Genomic DNA, 14,722 nt, shown 5'->3' on the forward strand with positions numbered 1-14,722 from the left:
CACTGGTCCGGCCTTCCCCCTGTCCGGGCGCCCCACCCTCCACCACGAAACCCCCACCGAGGAAAGGTCGGTGTTCCCCATGCACCGTACGGCGCGACGCGGTCTCGTGATCGCCAGCACCATCGCTCTGCTCATCGCCACGGCCGCCTGCGGCGACGACGGCGGTTCCGGCCCCAGCCGCGGGAACGTGCCCGGTGTCACCGACACCGAGATCCTGGTCGGCACCCACATGCCGCTCACCGGGCCGGCGGCGGCCGGCTACTCGAAGATCGCCCCGGCCACGAAGGCGTACTTCGACTACGTAAACGCCAACGGCGGGGTGCACGGTCGCAAGATCAATTACAGGATCATGGACGACGGGTACAACCCGGCGAACACCCAGCAGGTGGTGCGCCAGCTGGTCCTCCAGGACAAGGTCTTCGCGATCCTCAACGGACTCGGGACGCCCACGCACACCGGCGTGCTCGACTTCCTCAAGACCAATCGGGTGCCCGACCTCTTCGTCGCCTCCGGCAGCCGCAGCTGGGACCAGCCGGACAAGTACCCGGGCACCTTCGGGTTCAACCCGGACTACACGGTGGAGGGCAAGATCCTGGCCCAGCACGTGAAGACCACCATGCCGGGGCGCAAGGTCTGCTTCCTCGGCCAGGACGACGACTTCGGCCGGGACAGCCTCGCCGGGGTGGAGAAGATCCTCGGGGCCGCCGGGGTGGCCGTCAAGCAGACGTACGTCACCAGCAACACGAACGTGGCGCCGCAGATCGGCGCGTTCAAGGCGGCCGGTTGCCAGGTGGTCGTCCTCGCCACCGTGCCCGGGTTCACCGCGCTCTCCATCGGCACCGCGGCCCGCCTCGGCTTCAAGCCGCAGTGGGTGGTCTCCAACGTCGGCGCGGACCACCCGACCCTGGCCAAGCAGCTCGGCGAGGCCGCGCCGCTGCTGGAGGGCATGATCGGGGGCAACTACCTGCCGATGCAGAACGACGCCGCCAACCCGTGGATCCAGCTCTTCACCCGGATCAACAAGGAGCACAACGGGAACGCGGAGTTCGACGGCAACACCGTCTACGGCATGTCCGTCGGCTACCTCTTCGTGCAGGCGCTGCTCGCCGCCGGGAAGGACCTCACCCGGGAGGGCGTGCTCGAGGCGGTCGGCAAGGGCGGCTTCCAAGGGCCGGGCCTCGTGCCGTTGCGCTTCTCGGCGGACGACCACTCCGGCTACGGCGGCGAGCGGCTGACCCGGGTCAGCGGGGGAGTGCAGAGCTACTTCGGGCCGGCGTACGAGACCGACGAGGCGGACGGGGCGGTCAACGAGTACACCGCGACGCCGGTCCAGCCGCCGGCCAACGGGGTGCCGACCGGCAGCTGACCCGCTTCGCGCTCCCGTCGAGCCCGGTCACGGCACGTCCTACGCCGTGGCCGGGCTCGATCCTGTCCTGCCGGGTTCCCGGTTCGGCCCGGGCCGCCCGGCGAGGGTAGCCCGCTGCGCCCGCCGCCAGCGTTGACCGGGCCGCGCGGCCCTCGTAAAATATGCACTGTGAATGCAACTTCTGGTCGGCTCGGCGGGCGGGCCGCACTCGTCGCCGCGACGCCGGGCGGGCCGGAGCCGGTCGGGTTCGCGGCGTCCATGGCCGCCCGGCGTCGTGCCGCGCCCCCGTTCGGGCCGGCGGTCGTCGCCCGTCGGATCGGGTCCCCGCCGCCGCTGCCGCCAGCGTGGTCGCTGCTCCCGGCGTCGCCGTCGCCGTCGCCGTCGCCGTCGCCGTGGTCGTGGTCGTGGCCCGAGGTGATGGCGCTGATCACCGCCTGTCTAGACTCGCCGTCGGGTGGGCCGCGACGGTGGTGAGGGGGCGCGAGCGGATGAGCGGGGCGGCGGCTCCGGGCCGCGTCGACGGGCGGACGCTGCGCTCCGAGCGCACCCGCGCGGCCATCGTCGAGGCGCACCTCGACCTCATCTCCGAGGGCGACCTGCGGCCGACCGGGGAGCGGATCGCCGAGCGGGCCGGGATCTCGCTGCGGACGCTCTGGACCAACTTCAAGGACATGGAGACCCTCTTCGAGGCCAGCGGCGCCGAGGTGCTCCGCCGGCAGGACGCCGCGTACCGGCCGATCTCGCCGACGCTGCCGTTGGCCAAGCGGGTCGACGCGTACTGCCGGCAGCGGGCCCGGCTGCTCCAGCTCATCGCCCCGTCGGCCCGGGCCGCGCAGATGCGTGAGCCGGTCTCCGACCAGCTGCACCGCAACCGGCTCAAGCACATCGAGCGCGTGCGCGAGGAGGTCGAGGAGCTCTTCGCCGCCGAGTTGGCGCAGGCCGGCCGGGGTCGCCGGCAACTCGTCGACGCGATCGTGGCGGCGAGCATGTGGCCGGCGTGGTCGATGCTGCGCGACGGCCTGGGGCTCGGGGTGGACCAGGCGCGAGCGGTCACGACGCGTACGGTGCGCGCGCTGTTGGCGGAGGTCGTCCGGGACTGACGCCGGCCCGTGCCCCGGCGTTCTCCGGCCTCTTTCCAACCCGCATCACATAGGCGACACTGAATGTATGGTTACTGCATCACCAATGCAAATAACCGTACTGCGCGGTCGGGATGAGGAACGCCGGGCGATCCGGCGGCTGCTCGCCGGCCCGACCGACGCCGGGGCGGCCCTCGTGCTGCACGGCGAGCCGGGCTCCGGGCGCAGCGCCCTCGTCGGCTACGCCCACCGGCACGCGCGCAAGTTCGCCCTCCTCGCCTCGACCGGTCTCGCCGACGAGGCGAGCCTGCCCTACGCCGGGCTGCAGCGCCTCCTCGACCCGGTGCTCGACTGCGCCGGTGAACTGCCGGCCTTCGACTCCCGGCTGCTGCGACGGGCGCTGGCCGGCTCCGGCTGCCCGCCCGAGCGTCAGCTCGCGCTGGGTCTCGCGGTGCTGCGGCTGCTCGCCGTCGTCGCACGGAGCCGGCCACTGCTCTGCACCATGGACGACGTCGACCTGGGTGACCGGCCGACCGCCGAGGTCCTCGCGTTCGCTGCCCGGCGGCTGCGGCGGCTGCCGATCGCCGTCGTGCTCACCGCGACGTCCGCGCCCCCCGGCGGGCTGCCGAGCTACCGGCTCGGCCCGCTCGACGAGAGCGACGGCGCGGCTCTCCTCGCCGACCGGCTGCCCGAGCCGCCCGTCGGACCGGTGACCGAGGCGCTCGTCGCGGCCGCCGGAGGCAACCCGCAGGCCCTGGTCGACCTGGCCGGAACGCTCACCGCGGCGCAGTGCCGGGGCGACGAGCCGCCGCCGACGACGCCGCCGGCCGACGGCGCGTTGGGGCGCGCCTACCGGTCCCGGCTGGATCGACTGCCGGACGACACCCGCGGGATGCTCCTGCTCGCCGCGCTCGACGAGGACGGTGCACCGGAGACCCTGGTCCGCGCGGCCCGCGCCGGCGGCGACTCGATCGCCGACCTCACCCCCGCCGAGCGGGCCGGACTGGTTCGGGTGGAGGCGCACCGGATCACGTTCCCCCACCCCGTCGCCCGATCGGCGGTCGTGACCGCTGCGCCGATCGCCGAGCGTCGGGCGGCGCACGTGCGCCTCGCCGGCGTGCTCGACGACCCCGCGCAGAGGCTGGCTCGGGCCCTGCACCTCGCGGCGGCCGCGGCGGGTCCGGACCCAGCGCTCGCCGGGGAGCTGGAGGCGGCCGCGGTGACCGTCGGCGGGGCGCGCGCCTCGGTCGCGTTGGAGCGGGCCGCCGAACTCGGCGACGACCCCGCCCGGGTCGCCGAGCGGCGGGTGGACGCCGCCCGGTACGCCTGGGCCGCCGGCGAGACCCGGCGCGCGCAGCTGCTGCTGAGCCGGGTCCCGACCGGCCCGGTCGCGCCGTCCGGGACCGGCCCGGCCGGTCCGGGGCGCGGCGGCGCGGTGCCGGGCCCGGCCGCGCCCCCGGCCGGTGGCCGCGCCGACCTGCTCCGCGGCGAGGTCGAGCTGCGCTGCGGCCGGACGCCCGCCGCCCTCCGCGCGCTGCTGGCCGCCGCGGACGTGCTGGCCGGCACCGACCGGCCGGCGGCGCTGTCGGCGCTCGCCCGGGCCGGCGAGGCACTCTGCTTCTCCGGCGCGCAGTACCGGTACGCCGACCTCGCCCGCCGGGCGCGGGTACTCACCCGCCCCGGCGATCCGCCCGAGGTCGAGCTGACCGGCACCTACCTCGCCGGGGTGAGCGCGACGCTCCGCGGTGACCTGGAGCAGGCCGGCCCCGCGTTACGTCGGGTCGTCGTGCTCACCGGCCAGCTCACCGGGGCGGCGCTCACCCCTGCCCTGCTCTGCTGGGCGGCGTCGGCGGGCCTGCTGGTGGCGGTGGACGGCGCGGCGCACCGGCTCGCCGAGCGGGCCGTCGAGCTGGCCCGGGAGCGCAAGGAACTCTCGGCACTGCCACGCGCCTTGGAGCTGCGGGCGATCGCCGAGTACTGGCTCGGGCGGCACGCGGCGGCGGCGGATAGTTCGCGGGAGGGGCTGCGGATCGCCCGCGCCACCGGCCAGGCCAACGTGGCGGCGGTCCACCTGGGAATGCTCGCGGTGCTCGCCGCCGTACGCGCCGACCGGGACGTCTGCCTGCGCCGGCTCAGCGAGATCGGCGACGGGCCCGCACCGTACAGCCGGCCCTGGGCGCTCGCGCAGTGGGCCGTCGCGGTGCTCGACCTGACCGACGGCCGGCACGCCGCGGCCGCCGCCCGTCTCGCCGCGCTGGCCCGCCCGGGCACCGGCCGCGGTCAGGTGCTGGTCCAGGTGATGGCCACCCCCCACCTGGTGGAGGCCGCCCAGCTGTCGCACCGACCGGTCGCCGTCGCCGCCCTCGCGCTCTTCGACAGGTGGGCCAGCAGCACGGCGAGCCCGTCGCGGCGCGCCCTGTCGGCCCGCTGCCACGCCCTGCTCGCCCCGCGCGGCAGCGACGAGGCCGAGGAGCGGTTCCGCACCGCGCTGCGGCTGCACCCCGTCGACACCGGTGTCTTCGAGCGGGCCCGCACCGCGCTCCTGTTCGGCCGGGAGCTGCGCCGGGCCCGTCGACCCCGGGACGCGCGTACCCACCTGCACGACGCCTGGGAGACGTTCACCCTGCTCGCCGCCGGAGCCTGGGCCGACCAGGCCACCGCGGAGCTGCGCGCGGCCGGCGAGTCCGTCGGCGCGCCGGACCCGGCCGCGGCGCGGCTGTTGACCGGCCAGCAACTGCGGATCGCACAGCTGGTCGCCGAGGGCGCCACCAACCGCGAGGTCGCCGCCCGGATGTTCCTCTCCACCCGGACGGTCGACCACCACCTGCGCAACATCTTCCACCGGCTCGGCGTCCGGTCGCGTACGGAGCTGGCTCGGGCACTTCCTTAGGGCGGGTGTCAAAGTCCCTGGCCGACCGAGGACTTCGACACACGCCTGGCAGCACCGCCGGGCCCGGGTTCAGGCAGACGGCGTGACCGGGGGCCGCAGGCCGAGCCACTGCTCGGCGTCCCAGGCACGGAACCGCTCCACCTCGGTGAACCCCAGCTTCGCCGCGAGGCGCATCGAGCCGACGTTGGCGGTCTGGGTGGTGAGCACCACCGGCTCGCCGGGAAGGACGCCGTCGAACCAGTCGAGGGCCGCCGCGCACGCCTCGGCGGCGTACCCGAATCCCCACGCTCGCGGCAGGAACAGGTAACCGAGATCGGCCTTTCCCGCAGCGGCCGGGCGACGGTGCTCCGTCGCTCTCCTGAGCAGGATCTGACCGATCATCGCCCCGTCGAGATCGACGACGAAGCTCCCGGGCCACCGCTCGGGCGTTCCGGGCAGCTCGCGTTCCAGCTCGTCACGCGGCCGGGGGCCGCCGAGGTAGGTGTTCACCTCCGGCGACGCCAGCAGCTCGATGAACGCCGGGCGGTCCCGGGCCGCGGACTCGCGGAGCACGAGCCTCTCGGTCCGGATGGGCTCGGGCGGCCAGGCGACGGGTCCGAGTTCGGTCATGGCGGCCAGCCAATCAGCAGACGCGGCAGCGACCAAGACCTGCGTACCGGTCGATGCGCCGGCCTGGCCCGCAACCGCGGCTACGGGGCCGGGCCCCACGGGCCGGGATCACGGGACGACGACGGTGCGGGCGCCCTCGCCCCGGGCCATCCGGTCGAAGGCGGCCGCCGCGCCGTCCAGGTCGGTCCGGTCGCTGATCAGCGGCGCGAGGTCCAGCGAACCGTCGAGCACCGACCGGGCCAGCGCCGGCACGTCCCGGTCCGGGTCGGACGAGCCGTAGACGGAGGAGCGCAGCGTACGGGCCGAGTGGAAGATCTCCAGCGCGCTGAGCGGCACCACGTCGTCCTTGGCGCCCATACCCACCACGGTCACCGTGCCGCCCCGGCGGGCGGCCCGCCACGCGGCGCGGATGGTGCTGCCCCGCCCGACGCACTCGAAGGCGTGGTCGGCGCCCCGACGGTCGGTGCGTCCGCGTACGGCGCGGCTGAGCGAGTCGTCGGAGAGCAGGAACTCGGTCGCCCCGGCGGCGAGCGCGAGCTTCGCCTTGGTCGGCGACACGTCGACGGCGAGCACCGGGTCGGCGCCGGCGGCCCGGGCGGCGCCCACGACCGACAGCCCCACCCCGCCGAGGCCGATCACGACGACGGATTCGCCGCGCGCCACCCCGGCGGTCCGGCGGACCGCGCCGACCCCGGTCAGTACGGCGCAGCCGAGCAGCGCGGCGGCCTCGAACGGCAGCTCGGCGGGGACCGGGATGACGGCGGTCTCGGGGACCACCACCTCCTCGGCGAGCGCGCCGAGGCCGAGCGTGACGTGCAGCGGCTCACCGGCCGCCGTACGGCCCCGGGCCATCGCGGGCACGCCACTGCGCTCGCAGAGCCACGGCTCGTCGCGCCCGCAGTACCAGCACCGGCGGCACGGTGGCGCCCAGTTGAGCACCACGTGCTCGCCGGGCGCGACCCGGGTGACGTCCGCACCGGTCTCGGTGACCACGCCGGCCGCCTCGTGGCCGAGCGCGAGCGGGTACGGCGCGGAAACGGTGCCGTTGAGCATGGAGAGGTCGGAGTGGCAGACCCCGGCCGCCCGTACGGCCACCCGCACCTCGCCCGGCGCCGGGGCGGGCAGCTCGACCTCTTCGACCCGGGGCGGCTCGCCGACGCCGCGGGCGACCAGCGCCCTCACCGCTGGATCGCCTTCGTCTGGAGGAACTCGGCCAGTCCGTGGCGGCCCAACTCCCGGCCGATGCCGGACTGCTTGTAACCGCCGAACGGGGCGAGCGGGTTGAACGGGGCGCCGTTGACGTCGACCGCGCCGGTGCGCATCCGCCGGGCCACCCGGAGAGCCCGCTCCTCGTCCGTCGACCAGACCGCGCCGGCCAGGCCGTAGCGGGAGTTGTTCGCCACGGTCACGGCGTGCTCGTCGTCGTCGACCGGGATGATCGCGAGGACCGGGCCGAAGACCTCCTCCTGGGCGAGCGCGCTCTCCGGGTCGACGTCGGCGAGAACGGTCGGCGCCACGTACCAGCCGCGGTCGGGCACCGGGGCGTCCGGGCCGCCGGCGACGAGTCGGCCGCCGTCGGCGAGTCCGCGGGTGACGTGCCCGAGCACCCGCTCCCGCTGCTCGGCCGAGACGAGCGGGCCCAGCCGGGTGGCCGGGTCGAACGGGTCGCCGAGCCGGTAGCCCGCGGCGGCCTTGCCGGCCAGCTCCACCGCCTCGTCGTAGCGGGACCGGTGCACGAGCATCCGGGTCCAGGCGGCGCAGGTCTGCCCGGAGTTGAGGAACGCGTTGCCGACCCCGACCTTCACGGCGGTCACCAGGTCGGCGTCGTCGAGGATCACGTTCGCCGACTTGCCGCCCAGTTCGAGCGCCACCCGAGCGATCCGGTCCGCCACGAGGTGCGAGATCCGTCGGCCGGTCGCGGTGGAGCCGGTGAAGGAGACCATGTCCACGTCGGGGTGGGCGGCGATCGCCTCGCCGACGACCGGGCCGGTGCCGGTGACCAGGTTGACGACGCCCGGCGGGAGACCGGCCTCGTGGATCGCGTCGAAGAGCAGGTACGACACGAGTGGGGTCAGCTCGGCGGGCTTGAGCACCACGGTGCAGCCGGCCGCGAGCGCCGGGGCGAGCTTCGCCACCACCTGGTGCAGCGGGTAGTTCCAGGGGGTGATCGCGCCGACCACGCCGACCGGCTCGCGGACCACAGTGGAGTTGCCGACCGTCTCCTCGGCCGCGGAGTGGGCGGCCAGCTCGACGTAGCTGTGCAGCACGGTGAGCGGTAGGCCGGCCTGGACGCGGGAGGCCACCTTCAGCGGTGCGCCCAGCTCCAGCGCCACGGTGCGGGCGATCTCGTCGGCCCGGGCGGAGAGCGCGGCGTGCAGCCGGTCCAGGTGCGCGGCGCGCTGCGTCGGCGTGGTCGCGGCCCACCCGTCGAAGGCGGCCCGGGCAGCGGCCACGGCCCGGTCCACATCGGCGGCGGTGCCCGCCGGCACGGTCGCGATGACCTCTTCGGTGGCGGGGTTGTGCACCGGGAGGGGCGAGGCGTCGGAGGGGGTCACCCAACGACCGTCGAGGTAGAGGTCGGTCCGTGCGAGATCCATCGCGCCCCTCACGTGTGTCGACAAAACTAGCGGTGCAAGTTTGGACTGACCCTAGTACGCGTCAGCGGCCGGCGGGAGGGGCGGCACCGGCCCGACCTGGCGCTCGTAGGTGCGCGACAGCCCGTCGACGAGCGCGTCCAGGCCGAGCGCGAACGCGCCCTCGTCCACCTGCTGCTGGTGCTCGGGGAGCCGGTGCGCCTGGGTCAGGTGCGGGTACTGCTCCGCGTAGAGCCCCGGGTCCTCGACGAAGCCACGGGCGAACGAGCCAAGCGCCGAGCCGGCCACGAAGTACCGCATCAGCGCGCCGATGTGGGTGGCCCGGGCGGGCGGCCAGCCGGCGTCGACGAGCCCGCCGTAGACCGCGTCGGCCATGGCCAGCGCGGCCGGTCGGCGTCCCGGGCCGCGGGCCAGGTACGGCACGATGTTCGGGTGCGCGGCGAGCGCCGCCCGGTAGGAGAGGCCCCAGCGGCGCAGCGCCTCCCGCCAGTCGACCTTCCCGAAGAACGACACGTCCACCTGGGACGTGATGCTGTCCGCGACCGCGTCGAGGATCTCGTCCTTAGTGGCGAAGTGGTTGTAGAGCGAGGGCCCGCGTACGCCGAGTTCGGCGGCGAGCCGGCGGGTGGAGAAGGCCTCCAGCCCCTCGGCGTCGATCAGCGCGGCGGCGGCCTCGATGATCCGCTGCCGGCTGAGCAGCGCCTGCCGCGGCCGGGGCATCCCGTTCTCCTCCTTCGCTCGGTCGCCGGGCGGGTCGCCGGCCGGTTGCGGGGTCGCCGGCTGCCCGGTGGCCCGCCGGAAACTCTGCCACAACCGGGTCTGGACGGACTTTAACTTGCAGCGCTAGTTTATGCCTCATGGACCTGCGTCTCTCCGCCGAGCAGACGGCGGTCCGCCGACTCGCCGCCGAGTTCGTCGACCGAGAGGTGCGGCCGCACGCGGCCCGGTGGGACCGGCACGAGGCGGTCGACCCCGCGATCGTCGGTCTCCTCGGCGAGCTGGGCTTCCTCGGCCTGACCGTCCCCGAGACCGACGGCGGCTCCGGCGGCGACCACCTGTCGTACTGCCTCGTGCTGGAGGAGCTGGGGCGCGGCGACTCCGCCGTACGCGGCATCGTCTCCGTCTCGCTGGGCCTGGTGGCCAAGTCGATCGCCGCGCACGGCACCCCCGAGCAGCGGGCGCGGTGGCTGCCCGGGCTCTGCTCCGGCGCCGCCCTCGGCTGCTTCGCCCTGACCGAACCGGGAAGCGGATCGGACGCCGCCGCGCTCGCCACCCGGGCCGTCCGCGACGGCGCCGACTGGCTGCTCACCGGCACGAAGACGTTCATCACCAACGGCACCACCGCCGACGTCGCGCTCCTCTTCGCCCGCACCGGCGGCCCCGGTCACCGCGGCATCACCGCATTCCTGGTCCCCACCGAGAGCCCCGGCCTGTCCCGCCGCGAGATCCGCGGCAAGCTGGGCCTGCGCGGGCAGGCCACCGCCGAGCTGCACCTGGACGGGGTGCGGGTGCCCGACGCGGCCCGCCTCGGCGACGAGGGCGCCGGATTCCGTCTCGCGCTCGGCACCCTCGCCAAGGGACGGATGTCGGTCGCGGCCGGCTGCGTCGGCATCGCCCAGGGCTGCCTGGACGCGGCGGTCACCTACGCCGGGCAACGCACCCAGTTCGGCAAGCCGATCGCCGGTCACCAACTCGTGCAGCAACTCCTCGCCGCCATCGCGGTCGACACCGCCGCCGCCCGGCTGCTGGTCTGGCAGGTGGCCGACCTGATCGACAGCGGGCAGCCCTTCGCCACCGAGGCGTCCATGGCCAAGCTCTTCGCCAGCGAGGCCGCCGTCCGCGCCGCCGACAACGCCGTGCAGGTCTTCGGCGGGTACGGCTATATCGACGAGTACCCGGTCGGCAAGTACCTGCGGGACGCCCGGGTCGCCACCCTCTACGAGGGCACCAGCCAGATCCAGCAACTGCTCATCGGCCGCGCGCTCACCGGTGTGACCGCGTTCTGACCCCTCACCACCCCGGAGGAACCATGGACTTCGCGCTCTCCGACGAGCAGCGGGCCATCCGCGACACGGCCCACGACTTCATCACCCGGGAGGTCGTCCCGCTCGAACAGGAGCTGCTGCGCCGCGAACGCGCCCACCAGCCCGGCCTCGACCGCGGCGAGCTGCGCGAACTGCAGCTCAAGGCGCGCAAGTTCGGCTTCTGGGGCCTCGCCACGCCCCAGGAGTACGGCGGCATGGACCTGCCGGCCGTCACCCAGTCGCTGATCTGGACCGAGATCGGCCGCTCGTACGTGCCGTTCCGCTTCGGCGGCGAGGCCGACAACATCCTCTTCCACTGCGACGAGGAGCAGAAGCGGGAGTACCTGCTGCCCACCATCGAGGGGGAGCGGTTCAGCTGCTTCGCGATCACCGAACCCGGCGCCGGCTCCGACGCGGCCAACATCAGGCTCAGCGCCCGTCGGGACGGCGGTGACTGGGTGCTCAACGGGGAGAAGACCTTCATCACCGGCGGCAACGAGGCCGACTTCGCCATCGTCATCGCGGTCACCGACCCGGCGAAGGGCGCCCGGCGCGGCGGCGCCACCGCATTCCTCGTCGACCGGGAGATGGGCTGGCGCTCCGAGTTCATCCAGACGATGGGGGAGGGCGGCCCGGCCTCGCTGGTCTTCGACGACGTACGCGTGCCCGACCGCAACATCCTCGGCGAGCCGGGGCAGGGCTTCACGCTCGGCATGGAGTGGATCGGCAAGGGTCGCTACACGATCCCCTCGCACGCGGTCGGCATCGCCGAACGGGCGCTGGGGATGGCGATCGCGTACGCCAACACCCGCGAGACCTTCGGCCGACCGATCGGCGAGAACCAGGCGATCCAGTGGATGATCGCCGACTCGGAGACGGAGCTGGAGGCGGCCCGGCTGCTCATCCTGCGCGCGGCCTGGACGGTCGACCAGGGCCTGGATCCGCGGCACGCCTCCTCGATGGCGAAGCTCTACGGCGCCGGCATGGTCAACCGGGTGGTGGACCGGGTCCTGCAGATCCACGGCGGCATGGGCTACACCCGCGAGCTGCCCATCGAGCGGTGGTACCGGCAGGTCCGGCTCTACCGGATCTTCGAGGGCACCGACGAGATGCAGCGGCTCATCATCTCCCGCGACCTGCTGCGCGGGTACACCAAGCTGGGAGGGCAGCTGGCATGAGGACCTTCGCCTCGATCGACGAGCTGGCCGCTGCGGTCGGCGAGACTGTCGGCCCCGGCCCGTGGCAGGCGATCGACCAGAAGCGGGTCGACCTCTTCGCCGACGCCACCGACGACCACCAGTGGATCCACGTCGACCCGGAGCGCGCCGCCGCCGGCCCGTTCGGCGGCACGGTCGCCCACGGCTACCTCACCCTGTCGCTGCTGCCCGCGCTGGCCGGCACGCTCTACCGGGTGCAGGGTGTCGGCATGGGGGTCAACTACGGGCTCAACCGGGTGCGCTTCCCCGCCCCGCTGCGGGTCGGCAGCTCCGTACGGGCCAGCGCCACCTTCACCGACGTCTCCACCGTGGACGGCGGGGTGCAGGTGGTCAACACGGTCACCGTCGAGACCGACGCGGGCGGCAAACCGGTCTGCGTCGCCGAGACGGTCAGCCGCCTCTACCGGGCGGTGGCCCGATGACCGCCCTCTCGCTCGCCATGGTGCTCGCCGAGTCCGCCCGCCGGCACGCCGACACCGTCGCCGTGGTCGACGGCGAGAGCCGGGTGACCTACGCCGAGCTGTGGCTGGAGGCGCGCAGCTACGCGGCCGGGCTGCGGGAGCTCGGCATCACGCCCGGCGACCCGGTGGCCCTGCTCGCCCCGAACGTGGTCGACTTCCCCCGCGTCTACTACGGCGCGCTCGCCGCGGGCGCGGTGCTGGTGCCGGTGCACCTGCTGCTCACCGCCGACGAGGCCGCGTACGTGCTGCGCGACAGCGGGTCGAAGGCGCTGGTCTGCCACACCTCCCAACTCGCGCTGGGCGCGGCCGCCGCGGCCGCCGCCGGCGTACGGCTGGTGACGGTCGGACCGGCGGGGCCCGGGGTCGAGGCCACCCGCCTGGAGGACGTGGCCGAGCGGGTGCCGCCGCTGCCGTCGTACCTGACCCGCGAGGCGGAGGAGACCGCGGTGGTGCTCTACACCAGCGGCACGACCGGGGTGCCGAAGGGCGCCCTGCTCACCCACCTCAACCTCGTGCTGAACGCCACCGTGAACGTCTTCGACGCGAACGACGCGCGCGGCGACGACGTGGTGCTCGGCTGCCTGCCGCTGTTCCACAGCTTCGGCCAGACCGTGGCCATGAACGGCACGTTCCGCATCGGAGCGACCCTGGTGCTGCTCGCCCGGTTCACCGGAGCGGACGCCATCGACCTGATGCTGCGCGAGCGGGTGAACGTCTTCCACGGCGTACCGACCATGTACGTGGCGCTGCTGGAGGCGGCCCGGGGCCGCGACGACCTGCCCCGGCTGCGGCTCTGCGTCTCCGGTGGCGCGTCGCTGCCGGTCGCCGTCCTGGAACGCTTCCACCGCACCTTCGACGCGGCCGTCTTCGAGGGCTACGGGTTGTCCGAGACGTCGCCCACGGCCACCACCAACCAACCGCACTTCGGCACCCGCGCCGGCACCGTCGGCCATCCCGTCTGGGGCGTGGAGGTGGAGATCGCCCGCGCCGAGGTCGACGACCGGATCGAGCTGCTCCCCACCGGCGAGCTGGGCGAGATCGTCATCCGGGGTCACAACGTCTTCGCCGGCTACCTCGGGCGGCCCGAGGCGACCGCGGAGACGGTGGTGGACGGCTGGTTCCGCAGCGGCGACCTCGGCCACAAGGACGCCGACGGGTTCGTCACCATCGTCGACCGGAAGAAGGACATGATCATCCGGGGTGGCTTCAACGTCTACCCCCGGGAGGTCGAGGAGGCGCTGGCCCGCCACCCCGCCGTCGGCCAGGTCGCGGTGATCGGCCTGCCCGACCCGCGTCACGGCGAAGAGATCTGCGCGGTGGTGGTGCCCGATCCGGGCGGCCCGGGCGCGCCGAGCGAGGCGGACCTGATCGACTGGGCGCGGGAGCACCTCGGTCGGCACAAGTACCCCCGGCAGGTGCGCTACGTCGACGCCCTGCCGATCGGCCCCAGCCACAAGGTGCTCAAGCGGGAGCTGCGGCGGACGATGACGGCGGAGTCGGTCGACTGACCCGGCGGCCTGACGGTGGAGCCTGCGGGCCGCGGCTCCACCGTCTGTCGTAACCAGCTCCTCGTCCGCGTCGCTACCGGGCGGGGTCCGCCGCGAACTGACTGCCGACGAGCGCCAGCAGGGCGGCGTGCGTGTCCTGATCCGCCGCGACGACGAGCCCGCCCACCCCGGTGTGCAGGGGCTGACCCTGGATGCCGGTCACCACGCAGCCGGCGGCCTGGCACAGGGCGATCCCGCTGGCGAAGTGCACGCTGTCACCCAGGTGGCCGTCGGTGACGTAGGCGGCCCGGCGGCCGGCCGCCACCCAGGCCACCGCCAGGGTGGTGGAGACCACGCGCGGACGGAAAGCGGCCACGAATTCCGGGTCGGCCAGCAGCCGGACGGCCCGGAACGCCGGATCGTTCGGAAACGGCGGGTCGAGGTTGACGTCGACCAGCCGGGACTCGGCCGACGGCGTCAACCGCTCGTCGACGCCGTCGCGGCGCACGTACGCGCCCGTGCCGTCGGTCCAGAACACCTCGCCGGTGAACGGATCGGCCGAGGCGGCCACCGTGACGCCGAGGCGTGTCCGCAGGGCGACGTTCACCGCCACCAGCATGTTGCGCACGGCGTAGTTCAGCGTTCCGCAGAGCGGGTCGACGAGCCACCTGCGCTCCGCGTCGTCGGCGCCCGTGCGTCCGCTCTCCTCGCCGGTCACGGCGTCGTCCGGTCTGGCGGTGCGCAGAACCTCGATAATCGCGTGCTCCGCCTCGATGTCCGCGGCGGTGGCGAAGTCACCGCCGGACTTGTCGACGCGCGCCAGCGACGCCCCGTACTTCGCCCGTACGACGGCGGCTCCCGCCTCGGCCGCCGCTATCGCCAGATCCCGGTCCTCGATCGACATACGTCCACGATAGAGATCACCCGCGGATGGTCGATCGGCGCGGTCGCGGTGCACGGCCTCCGGCCCTGGGCCGGAGGTCCCCGCCGTACCG

General features: G+C 74.3%; 12 protein-coding genes. 7 read left to right on the plus strand and 5 right to left on the minus strand.

Annotation, left to right across the window (positions count from 1 at the left end; translation table 11 throughout):
- Nucleotides 1–79 precede the first annotated feature (79 nt).
- The 3 genes from D7044_RS18980 to D7044_RS18995 all read left to right on the plus strand — a co-directional run bounded on the left by D7044_RS18980 (nucleotide 80) and on the right by D7044_RS18995 (nucleotide 5,335).
- Nucleotides 80–1,366 (plus strand): ABC transporter substrate-binding protein, encoded by a 1,287-nt coding sequence (locus tag D7044_RS18980; protein ID WP_120689715.1) that lies wholly within the window; start codon nucleotides 80–82, stop codon nucleotides 1,364–1,366.
- 488 nt (nucleotides 1,367–1,854) lie between these two features.
- Nucleotides 1,855–2,466: a TetR/AcrR family transcriptional regulator gene (locus tag D7044_RS18990; protein WP_120675342.1), complete on the plus strand. Its 612-nt coding sequence runs from the start codon at nucleotides 1,855–1,857 to the stop codon at nucleotides 2,464–2,466.
- 85 nt (nucleotides 2,467–2,551) lie between these two features.
- A complete protein-coding gene (locus D7044_RS18995; protein ID WP_233565042.1) occupies nucleotides 2,552–5,335 on the plus strand; it encodes a LuxR C-terminal-related transcriptional regulator in 2,784 nt (927 codons plus the stop codon).
- A gap of 69 nt (nucleotides 5,336–5,404) precedes the next feature.
- Here the strand turns inward: D7044_RS18995 and D7044_RS19000 are convergent, their stop codons facing one another.
- The 4 genes from D7044_RS19000 to D7044_RS19015 form a co-directional block, all read right to left on the minus strand.
- Nucleotides 5,405–5,944, minus strand: coding sequence for a GNAT family N-acetyltransferase (locus D7044_RS19000; RefSeq protein WP_120674938.1), 540 nt, complete (start codon nucleotides 5,942–5,944; stop codon nucleotides 5,405–5,407).
- Between the two features lie 108 nt (nucleotides 5,945–6,052).
- On the minus strand, nucleotides 6,053–7,126 hold the full coding sequence (locus D7044_RS19005) for an alcohol dehydrogenase catalytic domain-containing protein (protein WP_120689717.1): 1,074 nt from the start codon (nucleotides 7,124–7,126) through the stop codon (nucleotides 6,053–6,055).
- Entirely contained in the window at nucleotides 7,123–8,541 is a 1,419-nt protein-coding gene (locus D7044_RS19010) for an aldehyde dehydrogenase family protein (protein ID WP_120689718.1), read from the minus strand. The genes D7044_RS19005 and D7044_RS19010 overlap by 4 nt, the downstream gene beginning before the upstream one ends.
- 51 nt (nucleotides 8,542–8,592) lie before the next feature.
- Complete coding sequence (locus D7044_RS19015) at nucleotides 8,593–9,258, minus strand: TetR/AcrR family transcriptional regulator (RefSeq protein WP_120689850.1); 666 nt, start codon at nucleotides 9,256–9,258, stop codon at nucleotides 8,593–8,595.
- A 137-nt stretch (nucleotides 9,259–9,395) separates the two neighbouring features.
- On the opposite strand from D7044_RS19015, the gene D7044_RS19020 reads away from it, so the two are divergent.
- Genes D7044_RS19020 through D7044_RS19035 form a run of 4 tightly spaced genes read left to right on the plus strand, consistent with a single transcriptional unit; the run spans nucleotide 9,396 to nucleotide 13,748 of the window.
- Nucleotides 9,396–10,544, plus strand: coding sequence for an acyl-CoA dehydrogenase family protein (locus D7044_RS19020; RefSeq protein ID WP_120689719.1), 1,149 nt, complete (start codon nucleotides 9,396–9,398; stop codon nucleotides 10,542–10,544).
- A 23-nt stretch (nucleotides 10,545–10,567) separates the two neighbouring features.
- Nucleotides 10,568–11,740 carry an acyl-CoA dehydrogenase family protein gene (locus tag D7044_RS19025; protein ID WP_120689720.1) on the plus strand — a complete coding sequence of 391 codons (1,173 nt, stop codon included), beginning with the start codon at nucleotides 10,568–10,570 and terminating at the stop codon, nucleotides 11,738–11,740.
- Nucleotides 11,737–12,201, plus strand: coding sequence for a MaoC family dehydratase (locus D7044_RS19030; protein WP_120674950.1), 465 nt, complete (start codon nucleotides 11,737–11,739; stop codon nucleotides 12,199–12,201). The genes D7044_RS19025 and D7044_RS19030 overlap by 4 nt, the downstream gene beginning before the upstream one ends.
- A complete protein-coding gene (locus D7044_RS19035; RefSeq protein WP_120674952.1) occupies nucleotides 12,198–13,748 on the plus strand; it encodes a long-chain-fatty-acid--CoA ligase in 1,551 nt (516 codons plus the stop codon). The genes D7044_RS19030 and D7044_RS19035 overlap by 4 nt, the downstream gene beginning before the upstream one ends.
- A 73-nt stretch (nucleotides 13,749–13,821) precedes the next feature.
- Here D7044_RS19035 and D7044_RS19040 read toward each other — a convergent pair whose 3' ends face one another.
- Nucleotides 13,822–14,631, minus strand: a complete 810-nt coding sequence (locus D7044_RS19040) for an inositol monophosphatase family protein (protein ID WP_120689721.1) — start codon at nucleotides 14,629–14,631, stop codon at nucleotides 13,822–13,824.
- Nucleotides 14,632–14,722 lie beyond the last annotated feature (91 nt).

Source organism: Micromonospora musae (assembly GCF_003626635.1).
Classification (GTDB): domain Bacteria; phylum Actinomycetota; class Actinomycetes; order Mycobacteriales; family Micromonosporaceae; genus Micromonospora; species Micromonospora musae.

What these genes read in the sequence shown, in the direction of transcription:
- D7044_RS19010 (WP_120689718.1), bottom strand. Translation starts at nt 8,541, where the DNA reads ATGGATCTCGCACGGACCGACCTCTACCTCGACGGTCGTTGGGTGACC.
- D7044_RS18980 (WP_120689715.1), top strand. Translation starts at nt 80, where the DNA reads ATGCACCGTACGGCGCGACGCGGTCTCGTGATCGCCAGCACCATCGCT.
- D7044_RS19035 (WP_120674952.1), top strand. Translation starts at nt 12,198, where the DNA reads ATGACCGCCCTCTCGCTCGCCATGGTGCTCGCCGAGTCCGCCCGCCGG.
- D7044_RS19015 (WP_120689850.1), bottom strand. Translation starts at nt 9,258, where the DNA reads ATGCCCCGGCCGCGGCAGGCGCTGCTCAGCCGGCAGCGGATCATCGAG.
- D7044_RS19025 (WP_120689720.1), top strand. Translation starts at nt 10,568, where the DNA reads ATGGACTTCGCGCTCTCCGACGAGCAGCGGGCCATCCGCGACACGGCC.
- D7044_RS18995 (WP_233565042.1), top strand. Translation starts at nt 2,552, where the DNA reads ATGCAAATAACCGTACTGCGCGGTCGGGATGAGGAACGCCGGGCGATC.
- D7044_RS19000 (WP_120674938.1), bottom strand. Translation starts at nt 5,944, where the DNA reads ATGACCGAACTCGGACCCGTCGCCTGGCCGCCCGAGCCCATCCGGACC.
- D7044_RS19040 (WP_120689721.1), bottom strand. Translation starts at nt 14,631, where the DNA reads ATGTCGATCGAGGACCGGGATCTGGCGATAGCGGCGGCCGAGGCGGGA.
- D7044_RS19020 (WP_120689719.1), top strand. Translation starts at nt 9,396, where the DNA reads ATGGACCTGCGTCTCTCCGCCGAGCAGACGGCGGTCCGCCGACTCGCC.
- D7044_RS19030 (WP_120674950.1), top strand. Translation starts at nt 11,737, where the DNA reads ATGAGGACCTTCGCCTCGATCGACGAGCTGGCCGCTGCGGTCGGCGAG.
- D7044_RS18990 (WP_120675342.1), top strand. Translation starts at nt 1,855, where the DNA reads ATGAGCGGGGCGGCGGCTCCGGGCCGCGTCGACGGGCGGACGCTGCGC.